Source organism: Nocardia neocaledoniensis, assembly GCF_029868625.1.
GTDB classification, from domain to species: domain Bacteria; phylum Actinomycetota; class Actinomycetes; order Mycobacteriales; family Mycobacteriaceae; genus Nocardia; species Nocardia neocaledoniensis_A.
Window position 1 is genome coordinate 15,936 of the sequence record NZ_JARWOJ010000058.1, and the last position, 12,042, is coordinate 27,977.

Below are 12,042 nucleotides of genomic sequence, written 5' to 3' on the forward strand. Positions count from 1 at the left end.
CGGATGCCGCGAATTCTGCATACTGGAGCGCGTGACTTCCGATCTGAGCGCTCCCTCCGGTATCGACCTGTCCTTCCGTGACCAGGATGTGCGGGTGCAGGACGATCTGTTCGCGCACGTCAACGGTCAGTGGCTGGCCGAGTACGAGATCCCGGCCGACCGTGCGGTCGACGGCGCCTTCCGCACGCTCTACGACCAGGCCGAGCTCGATGTGCAGGCGATCATCACCGAGAGCGCGGCGGGCACCTCCGACGACGCCGACGCCCGCAAGATCGGCGACCTGTACTCGAGCTTCATGGACACCGAGACGGTGGCCGCGGCCGGGTTCACGCCGATCGCCGCCGAGCTGCGCGAGATCGCCGAGGTGGCGGATCAGAGCGCGTTCGCGGCCCTGCTCGGCCGCTTGCAGCGCACCGGGGTGCGCGGCGCGCTCGGCTACTACGTCGACACCGACGACAAGGACTCCACCCGCTACCTGGTGCACGCCACCCAGTCCGGCATCGGACTGCCGGACGAGTCGTACTACCGGTCCGACGAGTTCGCCGAGATCCGCACCGCCTACCAGGCCCACATCGCGAAGATGTTCACCATCGCCGCCGCCGATCCGGCCCTGGCCGGGCTGCTGCCCGCCGATCCGGACGACGCCGCCCGCCGTGTGTTCGAGCTGGAGCGCACGCTCGCGGCCGGGCACTGGGACGTGGTGCGCCGCCGCGACGCCGAGAAGAGCTACAACCTCGTCACCTTCGCCGACCTCGTCGCGCGCAACCCCGAATTCGATTGGGCCGCCTGGGTCGACGCCGTCTCCGCCGGTCTCGACCGGCCGGGCACGGAACTGTTCGCCGAGCTGGTGGTCCGCCAGCCCGACTACGTGCGCGCGTTCGCGCAGGCGTGGGCCGCCGTGCCGCACGCGGATTGGCAGGACTGGGCGCGCTGGCAGGTGCTGCACGCCAGGGCCGCGTTCCTCACCGACGAGATCGTCGAGGAGAACTTCGACTTCTACGGCCGCACCCTCACCGGCGCGCAGGAGAACCGGGAACGCTGGAAGCGCGGCGTATCGCTGGTGCAGGACCTGCTCGGCGAGGCCGTGGGCAAACTGTATGTGGCCAAGCACTTCCCGCCGCAGGCCAAGGCGCGGATGGTGGAGCTGGTCGCGAACCTGCAGGAGGCCTACCGGCGCAATATCGCCGAGCTGGAGTGGATGGGCCCGGACACCAGGGCCGCCGCGCTGACCAAGCTGGCGAAGTTCACCCCCAAGATCGGCTACCCCGACACCTGGCGCGACTACTCCGCGGTGGAGATCGACCGGGCCGACCTGGTCGGCAACTACCGCCGGGGCTACGCCGCCGATCACGACCGCGACCTGGGAAAGCTGGGTGGCGAGGTGGACCGGGGCGAATGGTTCATGACCCCGCAGACGGTGAACGCCTACTACAACCCCGGCATGAACGAGATCGTCTTCCCGGCCGCGATCCTGCAGCCGCCGTTCTTCGACATGAACGCCGACGACGCCGCCAACTACGGCGGCATCGGCGCGGTGATCGGCCACGAGATCGGCCACGGTTTCGACGACCAGGGCGCCAAGTACGACGGCGACGGCAACATGAAGGACTGGTGGACCGACGACGACCGCGCCGAGTTCGCCAAGCGCACCAAGGCGCTGATCGACCAGTACAGCGTGCTCTCCCCCGCCGACCTTGCCGACGAGCACAAGGTCAACGGCGAGTTCACCATCGGCGAGAACATCGGTGACCTGGGCGGCCTGTCGATCGCGCTGGCCGCGTACAAGATCTCGCTCGACGGCGCCGAGCCGCCGGTGATCGACGGCCTCACCGGCCTGCAGCGCGTGTTCTACGGCTGGGCCCAGGTGTGGCGAACCAAGGCCCGCCCCGAGGAGGCCATCCGCCGCCTCGCCGTCGACCCGCACTCCCCGCCGGAGTTCCGCTGCAACGCCGTGGTCCGCAACATCGACAGCTTCTACGAAGCCTTCGACGTCTCCTCCGACGACAAGCTGTACCTGGCGCCCGAGGAGCGCGTGACGATCTGGTAGCCACCGTGGGGTGCGATGATGGAGCTCGACGCATCGCCGGGCGGTGAGAAGCAGAGGTGGTAGGTGATGGCTGAAACAGCATCGGCACCGCGTAGGCGGCCGATCACAGCCGAACAGTTCGATGCCTTGCCGATCGACTCGACACATCGCTACGAGATCGAGGATGGTTTCCTGCTCGTGAACGCGCGACCAGCGGCGCCGCACAGCCGGGCGATCAAGCGTCTGCTCATCCAGCTCGACAGCCAACTGCCGGTCGGGTACGAGGCATTCGCGGAGCTGGAAGCCGAATTGATCGGCCGTTCACCTCGTCGGGTGCCGGATGTCGTGGTGGCTGACAGTGCGGTAGGCGAGCAGCAGCGGGTACGCGCCGACCAGATCGAGGTGGCTATCGAGATCGCCACGTCCGGCGAATCCGCGGTGCGCGACTATGCGGTCAAAGCGGGGGAGTACGCGGCGAATTCGATTACGCACTACTGGGTGATCGATATCCTCGACCCGTCTTCGGTCGGTCTCACCGTATACACCCTCGACCAGGGCGAGTACCGCATCACGCCGCGGGCAACTGGATCGGTGACATTGGCGGCGCCGTTCCCGTTGACCGTCGATCTGGATGCACTGACCGGCGCTCGCACGGTGTGACCGGTCCGATGGCGCGGCGGTAGCAGAACGCGATGGAGTGGTGATGGCCTGGCAGCAAGTGGCCGATGACGTCTTCGTCATCGGCGGTACGCACGTCAACATGTACCTCGTGCGCGACGGTCGGGATCTCACCCTGATCGACGCGGGCTGGTACGGCGACGCCGCGACGATCGAGCGGGCGATCCGCGCGCTCGGTCACCGTCCCGAGGACATCGCCGCGATCCTGCTGACGCATGCGCATCTCGATCATGTCGGCGCGCTGAACCACCTGCACCGCCGCTATGGGATTCCCGCCTACACCAGCGCGATCGAGGTGGCCCATGCCCGCGGCGAGCGCCACGAGTCCGCGACTCCGCTCGACGTGATCAAGCGCCTCACCGACCGCGACACCATCGCCTGGGCCGCGCGCATCACGGCCGCGGGCGGCCTCCGCAAGAACACCGTCCCTCACATCCAGCCCTTCCCCACCGAAGACCCGCTGGACCTCCCCGGCCGCCCGGTCCCGATCCCCTGCCCCGGCCACACCTCGGGCCACTCCGCCTTCCACCTCCCCGCCGCAGGCGCCGTGGCCACCGGCGACACCTTGGTCACCGCCCACCCCACCTCGAAACTCCAAGGCCCCCAACCCCTCCCCAACTTCTTCAACCACGACACCCCGGCCACCATCGCCGCCTTCACAACCCTGGAATCACTCCCAGCCGACCTCGTCCTCCCCGGCCACGGCCCCGTGTGGAGCGAAGGCATCGCCGAAGCGGTGGCGCGTGCCAGGGAAATCGCCCCCCAACAACGCAAATAACGGCTTCGTCAAACGCGAGTACTCAGCCATGAAGTCGCGTTTGTGATAGTTAAAGTATAGTAAATGGATGGCTACTGTACTTTGCGACAAGTCATGACCACCCCGTGGCCCGCGCACCGGATCGAGGAACGTGCGTGGACGCCGCAGCACCGACAGGGCTCCCGCGCGGATCGGACACTCGAGCGCATCGAAGTGGCGATTCCACCGCGCATCGCCGACCTCGACTACAACGCCGCGGGCGCGGTGGCGCGTGTCCAAGAGGATGCGGTGATCGCGGTCGCACGCCTCGAGGCCGGTCACGGCCAGTACCTCGCGCCACTGGGCGACTTCCTGCTGCGCAGCGAATCCGTCGCCTCATCGAAGATCGAACACATCGATGCGGGATGGCGTGCCTTCGGTAAGGCGATCGGCGGTGCCAAGGCCAGTGATGAGGCTCGTGCCCAGCTCGCCGCCGTGCAGGCGCTGACAGCGTTGGTCGACGCGGCCGGTCGCAGACCGACCACGGTCGATGACCTGCTTCGCGCCCACGGACTGCTGATGGCACCGGACTATTACGGGGCCAGGGATTCCGGCCGGTTCCGAGACGTGCAGAACTGGATCGGCGGCAGTGACTACACCCCGATCGACGCACTGTACGTGCCGCCACCGCCAGACCTCGTTCCCGAGCTCATGGACGATCTGTTGACGTTCGCGAGCCGTCGCGATCTGCCGGTTCTCGCACAAGCGGCGATCGCGCACGCCCAATTCGAGTCGATCCACCCGTTCGTCGACGGCAACGGGCGGATCGGCCGCGCCCTCATCAGCGCGATCCTTCGCCACCGCGGCCTGACCGACCGGGTGACCGTTCCCATGGCTTCGGTCATGCTGGCGAACACGGCTCGGTACTTCGACAAGTTGACCGGCTACCGCGCGGGCGGCGTCGACGAGTTCGTGGAATATGTCGCGCTCGCGGCGGTGCATTCCAGTGTGGCCGCGATGGATTCGGCACGCGCGCTGGCATCGCTGCCGCAACACTGGCGGGCGACCGCGAAGCCGAGGTCGGGTTCCTCCGACGAGACTCTGCTGGCGAACCTGCTGGACAACCCCATCCTCAATATCGACATCGCGCACCGGCTGACCGGCACCACTGAGGCGAGCACCTATCGAGCCCTCGACCGGCTCACCGATGCCGGCGTGCTCGTGGTCCTTTCCGAATCCAAGCGAAATCGCGTCTGGGCCGCGACCGACATCCTCGCCGAACTCGATTCGCTCAGTGCGGCGATCGGCAAACGCACAGCCGTGTCACTCACCTGACGCGAATCAGCGCAGGCGGAGGTCGGATTCGGCGTCGAAATAGAAGATCTCGTCGGGCTTGGGGCGTAGGTGGAGGGTTTCGCCCAGGGTGGTGTGGAAGCGGCGGTCGACGCGGATGACGATCTTGCCGGAGCGGGTGGACCAGTCGGTGCCGGCGCCGTGGGTGTAGACGAAGGATTCGGCGCCGAGTTCTTCGAGGAGTTCGGCGACGACGGTGATGCCCTGGGGATCGGTGGTGACCTCCCAGGATTCGGGGCGGATGCCGAGGACGACGCGCTTGCCGGTGACGGTGCGCGGAACCGGGATTCGCAGGCCGTCCAGCACGGCGGTGCCGTCGGTGACGGGCGCCTCGAGCAGGTTCATGCCGGGCGAGCCGATGAAGCCGGCGACGAAGGTGTTGACCGGGTTGTCGTAGAGCTTGCGGGGCGAGGCGATCTGCTGGAGCGTGCCGTCGCGCAGGACGGCCACGCGGTGCCCCATCGTCATCGCCTCGACCTGGTCGTGGGTGACGTAGACCGTGGTGGTGCCGAGCCGCTGCTGCAGCGCGGCGATCTGGGAGCGGGTGCTCACCCGCAGCTTGGCGTCCAGGTTCGACAGCGGCTCGTCCATGCAGAACACCTGTGGCCTGCGCACGATCGCCCGGCCCATCGCGACGCGCTGGCGCTGACCACCGGAGAGCTTGGCCGGTTTGCGGTCGAGCAGGGGCTCCAGTTCCAGCATGGCCGCGGCCTCGCGGACGCGAACCAGCGTGTCGGCCTTGCTCATTCCCGCGTTGCGCAGGGCGAAGCCCATGTTCTCGGCGACGGTCATGTTCGGGTAGAGGGCGTAGCTCTGGAACACCATCGCCACGTCGCGGGCGCGCGGTGGGAGGCCGGTGACGTCGCGGTCACCGATCCGGATCGTCCCGGCCTCCACCGATTCGAGCCCGGCGAGCATCCGCAGACTGGTCGACTTGCCACAGCCCGACGGCCCGACCAGCACCAGGAATTCGCCGTCGGCGATATCCAGGTCGAGCGCGTCGACAGCGGGGCTGTCGGCGCCGGGGTAACGGTGCGTCACACCGTCGAACTGCACTGTCGCCATGGCGAATACTCCTGGGGTCGGCAAGAACTACTTCGGCAGCTTGGGGGTGATCTGCCGGTCGATGATCGCCTGCACGTCGGCGGCGACCTTCGCCAGAACCGCCGCGGGATCGGCGTTCTGGAGACCGATCTGCTCGTAGCCGGTGCCGATGATCTGATCGGCGCCGGGCACGAACACCCGCGCGTAGTCCTGCGATTTGGTCACCGCGAGCTGGTCGATGGCGACCTTCGAGTTCGGGTTCTTCGCCAGGAAGTCCACCTCGGACGGATCGTTGACCGCCGACTTGCGCACCGGCATGTACCCGGTGTTCTGCGAGAAGTACGCGGTGTTGGCCGCGTTGGTGACGAACTCGATGAACTTGAGCGCGTTGGCCTTTCGCTCGTCCGAGATCCGCGACGGGATGGCCAGGCCTGCGCCGCCGGTGGTGACGCCGGGGCCGTTCGGGTGCGGCAGGAAGGCGGTGCCCAGCTCGAACTTGCCGTCGGCGTTCTTCTTGATGCCCTTGAGGTCACCGGTGGAGGCGATCGTCGAGGCCGCGACGCCGGTGCCGAAGTCGACCGCGATCTGCGGGCGGATCGCCGCGTACTTCTTCACGTTGATCGAGTCGCGCAGGTAGGTGGCCGCGGCGATCGAGCCGGGGTCGGTGAACTTCAGCGTCCACTTGTCGGAGTACGCGCCGCCGAAGGTCCAGTTCGGGCCCTGGAAGGTCCAGCCCAGGTAGTTCTTGGCGTCGCCCCAGGCGTGCGCGAACTTGTCGGCGCCCACGACAGATTGCAGCTTCGGACCCCACTCGTCGAATTCCTGCCAGGAGTTCGGACCGCGGTCGGGCAGACCGGCTTTCGCCCACACGTCCTTGTTGTAGTAGAACAGCGGGGTCGAGCGGGCGTAGGGCAGGGCGTAGTGCTTGCCGTCGAACAGGTAGTCGGCCGCGAGCGAGTCGACGTAGTCGTCGAGCTGCACACCCGCCGCGCCGAAGAGCCCGTCGAGCGGCTCGATCGCCTTGGTCAGGGCGTAGTTGAACCACCAGACATCCGAGAGCACGACGACATCGGGCAGGTCGCCGCCGGTGAGCGCGGCGTTGAACTTCTGCGCCACCTCCTCGTAGTTCTTGCCGGCGTCGACCAGGTTGACCGTCAGGTCGGGGTACTTCGCCGTGAAGCGGTTGATCAGCTCCAGTTCGAGTTCCTTGGACGTGCCGGGGTGGTTGGACCAGAAGGTGATGGTCTTGGCGTCGCCGCCGGACCCGGATCCGCCGCCGGTGCCCGCGCAGGCGGTCAGCGCCAGACCCGCGGCGGCGGCGCCGGTGAGACCGAGGAAGCCGCGGCGGCTCAGCGCCGGGAATCGTGTTGTGGACAACGTGGATCTCCGTTCGAGAATCAACCCTTGACCGCACCGGAGGTGAGGCCTTTGATCATGTGACGTTGCAGGGCCAGGAACACGATGAGGATCGGCAGCATCGTGAGCACGGTGCCCGCCATCACCGGACCCCAGTTGGTGACCGAGGGGTTCTCGGTGTTCTGCAGCAGCGTGAGGCCCACCGGCAGGGTGGCTACCTCGGCCGAGTCGGCCATGAGGAACGGCCACAGGTACTCGTTCCATTCGTTGACCAGCGTGACGACCGCGAACGCGACCATCGTCGGCCCGGACATGGGCAGCACCACCCTGGTCAGCAGCCGCCACCAGTTCGCGCCGTCCATCCGCGCCGCCTCGATGACCTCAGCGGGTAGCGACAGGAAGTGATTGCGCATCAGGAAGGTGCCGAAGGCGACCCCGCACAGCGGGATGATGATGCCCTGGAAGGTGTTCCGCCAGCCCAGCTGTGCGATGAGCGCGTAGTTGGAGATGACGGTGATCTGGTTGGGCACCATCAGGGCCGCGATGATCACCAGGAACACGATGTTCTTGCCTGGGAAGCGCAGGAACACCAGCCCGTACGCGCTGAACACCCCGAGCACGAACTTCACCGCCGACACGATGCCGGTGACGATCACCGAATTGCGCAGGAACGTCCAGAACGGCACCGTCGTGGTGGCCTCGCCGTAGTTCTCCGGATGCCAGGTGCGCGGCCAGTACACCGCGGGCTGGGTGTAGATGTCTGGCCGGTCCTTGACCGAGGTGATCAGGATCCAGAACAGCGGCACGCCGATCAGGATGAGCACGCACACCATCGCGGCGTAGCCGAGCGCGGTGATCGCGCGTTCCCGTCTGCGGTACGAGAGCGTCTGTGGGCCGACGTGTCTCATCGCTCACCCCGATCCATCACGCGCACCTGGATCAGCGTGACCACCAGCAGCACCAGGAACATGATGGTGGCGACGGTGGCGCCGTAACCGGCCCGGAAATTGCGGAACGATTCCTCGTAGACCTGGAACACCATGGTGGTGGTGCCGTTGCCGAGCGGTCCACCGCGGGTCATCACATTGATGATGTCGAAGACCTGGAGCGAATTCAGCAACACGGTGATCGATAGAAAGAAGGTAGTCGGACGTAATTGCGGGAGAAGCACTTTGGTGAAAGTCGTCCAGCGGCTCGCGCCGTCCATTTCGGCCGCCTCCATCAACTCGGCGCGCACACCCTGCAACGCGGCCAGATAGATGACGAAGGTATAGCCGAGGTTCTTCCAGATGTAAGTGATCGTCACCATGAACAGCGCCCAGTGCGGGTCCTGGTAGAAGTCCGGCACCCGCTCGACCCCGAGCCGGTGCAGTACGTCCTGGACCAGTCCGAAACTCGGGTCGAAGATGAATTGGAAGGCGACGCCGATGGCCGCGCCCGAGATCACGAACGGCGCGAAAATGGCGGAGCGAACAACATTGCGCCCGAAGAGCTTTCGGTCGAGCAGTAGTGCCAGCGCGAGTCCGAGGGCCATGCTCACCACGACCGCGGCGACGGTGAAGATCACCGTGTTGGAGACGACCTTCCATGAGTCGTCGCGCTGCCACCACTCGAGGTAGTTGTCGAAACCCACCGGGGTGGCGACGGGATCGGCGATGTTCCAGTCGGTGAACGACAGCCGGATGTTGTCGGCCAGCGGCCGGTAAACGAACAGCGTCAGCAGCACCAGATTCGGTACGACCAGGACCAGGAACAGCGCATAGTCCTGCCACGGGCGGCTTTTCAGCCCGCGGCCTCGTGGCGCGGGGAGGACCCGCTCTGGACTGCTTCGCACCGCGGCAGTTTTACGGCGCATGGCGAACTGTTGGTTAACCCTGGCCGCCGATCTTCTGAACATCGGGCGCACAGGGCTGAGTACAGCAAAAAGCCGAACAACACGATCGCGATTGATCGTATTGTTCGGCTTTTGTTCAGCGAATCAGTTCCAGTCGCCCAGTCCGTCACCGGAACTCAGGGTCGGGCCCTGGGTGTTGGAGACGATGACCGCGTCGCCGCGCTTGGCGTTCTCGAGGAACCACTTGGCGTTCTCGGTGCTCACGTTCAGGCAGCCGTGGCTGGCGTTGGAGTAGCCCTGCTGGCCGACCGACCACGGCGCGGCGTGCACGAAGATGCCGCTGTTGGACAGGCGGGTGGCGTACTCGACCTCGAGCTTGTAGCCCTCGGGATCGGTGACCGGGACGCCGTAGGTGGAGGAGTCCATGGTCATCTTCTCGAGGCGCTCGCCCACGATGTAGGTGCCGTTGGGGGTCTCGTAGCCCGGCTTGCCGAGCGAGGTCGGCATCTCGCGCACCGTCTCGCCATTGACCGTCACGGTGATCATCTTGGTGTTGTCGTCCACGTAGGCGACGAACGCGTCACCGATGTGGAACGAGCTGGTGGTGCCGCCCGCCGCGACGGTGACGTCGGTGTTGGCCGGCCAGAACTCGTTCGGCTTCCAGCGCACCTGCTTTTCACCGGTCCAGTAGAAGTGGCCGGGCGCGGGGTTGTTGGAGGTGACCTTGATGGCCTTCTCCGCGGCCGCGCGGTCGGCGACCGGCTCCTTGAAGGTGATGATGATCGGCTGCGCGACGCCGACGGTCTCGCCGTCGGCGATGTTGATGTTCGGCGGCGCGAACGGCGCCTGGGTGGCGGGCGCGTCCACCGCGGGCTGGCTGGAACCGGAGCCCGGGAGGGTCGGCTCGGCCTGCGCGGGGATCACCAGCAGGGCGCCGGTCGTCGCGATGGCCGCCGACAGCAGCAGGCCCCGGCGAAGCCGACGCGATCGCTGCGTATGTGCCTCGTAGTGCATAGGTTTCTCGTCCATTCCATCTCCCGTGCCGCACGAGGCGCCACGAGATCTTCGTGATTGACGCGTTACTACTCCCCGACCCTGACCGTCCATTCCTACCTGGCCGGGGTGACAACGTGCCAGCGCCGTTGCGTGGCGATAACGACTCGGCAACTCTGTGCCCTGGATCACATAACGCGCTGTGATCCACCGGGTTTCGTCAAACGCCACGCTCACGGCGGCGAGTCGACGGGAGTGATCTCGGGGCCGGTCGAAGCACATCCGTGTGAGCTTCAAACGTCAAGTGACCGAAATCACTCGGCGATTGTGAAGTGGCTCGCTACGGATGCGCTGTCGTCGCCGCGCGGGCGAACGCGATCTGCTCGGTGACCACGCGCTCGCGCAGGGACGGGTCGGTGTAGAAGCTGAAGTGCGTGCCCGGGTAGACCCGCAGTTCGCCGTGCGGCGCGCGGTCGGCCAGCGCGCGACTGGTCTCCAGGGGCGTTTCGTGGTCGTCGGCGGCGGCGCAGACGAGCAGCGGGCAGCGCAGGCGGGCCGCCGACTCGGCCGGGCGATAGCGCGTCATCATCGTGAGCAGCGCACGCGGGGCGACGGTGTTGCGCCAGCTGGTTTCCCCGTCCCCGGTCAGGGTGCGGATGTGCTGTTCGGCCTCGGCGGTGGTGGTGACGGCCGTCGTGCCGGGCGCGCCGACCATCGGGATGTAGCGCGGCCGCAGCCCGAGCGCGCCGCGCGCGGCGTCGTCCACGATCGCCGTCAGCAGGCGCAGGGTGTCGGCGGCGGAGCGGCCGGCCACCTTCTTCGGGAAACCGTTGAAGGGGATCTGCGCCACCACGGCCGCGATCCGTGGATCGTCGGCGGCGACCGTCACCGCGTGCGCGCCACCCAGCGAATTACCCCACAGGACAATGCGTTCCGCATCGATACGCGGGTGCGCGCGGGCGAAGGCGACGGCGCCGCGCAGGTCGTCGAGCTGGCCGCCGATCGTCGGCGCCTGTCGCGGCTCGCCACCACTCGCGCCGAAACCGCGATAGTCGAAGACGAGGGCCGCGAAACCGGCCGCCGCGAAGCGCTCGGCGTAGTCGAACAGCCGGTCCATGGTTCCGCTGAAACCGTGACAGAGCACCACGCACGGCACCGTCTCCGGGCCGGCGGGCAGCCAGAGGCGCCCGGCGCACCGGGCCCCCGCGACATCGAATGTGACCGTGCTCCCCATGCTGACCAACTCCGCGGCAATAGACTGACCCTTGGTCGGCAATCTACCCCATCGACTGACCTGAGGTAAGTACATCGTGACGACATCCGAGCGGATTCTGTCCGCCGCCGGTGCGCTGTTCTCGGCGCGCGGCTACCGCGCCACGCCCATGCAGGCCATCGCGGACGAGGTCGGCATCACCAAAGCGGCGCTCTACTACCACTTCGATTCCAAAGAGGCGATCCTCCAGCGGCTGACGGTGCCGCTGCTCGACGAGCTGGAGGCGGTGCTGGCCGCGGCCGAGGCGAACGGCGACCCCGAGCAGGTGCGGTGGCGGGCGATCGAGGGCTATGTCGACGTGCACCTGCGCCATCGACACACACTCACCATGTTGGTCAAGGACATGACGCTGCTGGTGCAAGCCCCGATCGCCGATCGGTTCCGCGCCGCGATCGCGCTGGCCAACGAGCTGGTCGCGGGTCCGGCGGCGGGGATCGCGGAGCGGGTCAGGGCCGCGCAGGTGGTGGCCGGGTTGGCGGACCCGGTGGTGCTGTTCCGCGACACGCCCGCCGCGACGCTGCGCGAGCTGATCCTCGACGGCGCCCGGGTGCTGCTCGGCGCGCCGGCCGCCGGCGCTGCGCGGAGCCGTGCGCGCGGACGGGCCGGCGGGCGGCCGGCGAAACTCGCCGCCGATCGCGTCGACCGGGTGAAAGCGCTCCATGCCGAAGGCGTGGGCGCCGAGGAGATCGCGGCCAGGTTCGGGGTGTCCAGGGCGACGGTCTATCGCTGTCTCAAAACCTGATGTTATG

11 protein-coding genes are annotated in these 12,042 nt (G+C 67.2%); 5 read left to right on the forward strand and 6 right to left on the reverse strand.

The window, feature by feature from the left end:
• Positions 1–31: 31 nt before the first annotated feature.
• From QH270_RS03440 to QH270_RS03455, 4 genes are all read left to right on the forward strand, one after another.
• A complete protein-coding gene (locus QH270_RS03440) occupies positions 32–2,047 on the forward strand; it encodes a M13 family metallopeptidase (protein WP_280338849.1) in 2,016 nt (671 codons plus the stop codon).
• 66 nt (positions 2,048–2,113) lie between these two features.
• Positions 2,114–2,686, forward strand: coding sequence for a Uma2 family endonuclease (locus QH270_RS03445; protein ID WP_280338850.1), 573 nt, complete (start codon positions 2,114–2,116; stop codon positions 2,684–2,686).
• Between the two features lie 43 nt (positions 2,687–2,729).
• A complete protein-coding gene (locus QH270_RS03450) occupies positions 2,730–3,482 on the forward strand; it encodes an MBL fold metallo-hydrolase (RefSeq protein WP_280338851.1) in 753 nt (250 codons plus the stop codon).
• A gap of 93 nt (positions 3,483–3,575) precedes the next feature.
• Complete coding sequence (locus tag QH270_RS03455) at positions 3,576–4,775, forward strand: Fic family protein (RefSeq protein ID WP_280338852.1); 1,200 nt, start codon at positions 3,576–3,578, stop codon at positions 4,773–4,775.
• A 6-nt stretch (positions 4,776–4,781) separates the two neighbouring features.
• On the opposite strand, the gene QH270_RS03460 is transcribed toward QH270_RS03455, so the two are convergent.
• The 6 genes from QH270_RS03460 to QH270_RS03485 all read right to left on the reverse strand — a co-directional run bounded on the left by QH270_RS03460 (position 4,782) and on the right by QH270_RS03485 (position 11,254).
• A complete protein-coding gene (locus QH270_RS03460; protein ID WP_280338853.1) occupies positions 4,782–5,858 on the reverse strand; it encodes an ABC transporter ATP-binding protein in 1,077 nt (358 codons plus the stop codon).
• A 27-nt stretch (positions 5,859–5,885) separates the two neighbouring features.
• On the reverse strand, positions 5,886–7,214 hold the full coding sequence (locus QH270_RS03465; RefSeq protein WP_280338854.1) for an ABC transporter substrate-binding protein: 1,329 nt from the start codon (positions 7,212–7,214) through the stop codon (positions 5,886–5,888).
• A 20-nt stretch (positions 7,215–7,234) separates the two neighbouring features.
• The gene (locus QH270_RS03470) at positions 7,235–8,101 is read right to left on the reverse strand and encodes a carbohydrate ABC transporter permease (RefSeq protein WP_280338855.1); all 867 of its coding nucleotides are present in this window, start codon (positions 8,099–8,101) and stop codon (positions 7,235–7,237) included.
• Positions 8,098–9,048, reverse strand: a complete 951-nt coding sequence (locus QH270_RS03475) for a carbohydrate ABC transporter permease (protein WP_432420288.1) — start codon at positions 9,046–9,048, stop codon at positions 8,098–8,100. The genes QH270_RS03470 and QH270_RS03475 overlap by 4 nt, the downstream gene beginning before the upstream one ends.
• A gap of 123 nt (positions 9,049–9,171) precedes the next feature.
• On the reverse strand, positions 9,172–10,056 hold the full coding sequence (locus QH270_RS03480) for a L,D-transpeptidase (protein ID WP_432420287.1): 885 nt from the start codon (positions 10,054–10,056) through the stop codon (positions 9,172–9,174).
• A gap of 304 nt (positions 10,057–10,360) precedes the next feature.
• A complete protein-coding gene (locus QH270_RS03485) occupies positions 10,361–11,254 on the reverse strand; it encodes an alpha/beta hydrolase (RefSeq protein WP_280338857.1) in 894 nt (297 codons plus the stop codon).
• A 76-nt stretch (positions 11,255–11,330) separates the two neighbouring features.
• Here QH270_RS03485 and QH270_RS03490 point away from each other — a divergent pair, with 76 nt between their 5' ends.
• Positions 11,331–12,035 (forward strand): TetR family transcriptional regulator, encoded by a 705-nt coding sequence (locus tag QH270_RS03490; RefSeq protein ID WP_280338858.1) that lies wholly within the window; start codon positions 11,331–11,333, stop codon positions 12,033–12,035.
• Positions 12,036–12,042: the final 7 nt, after the last annotated feature.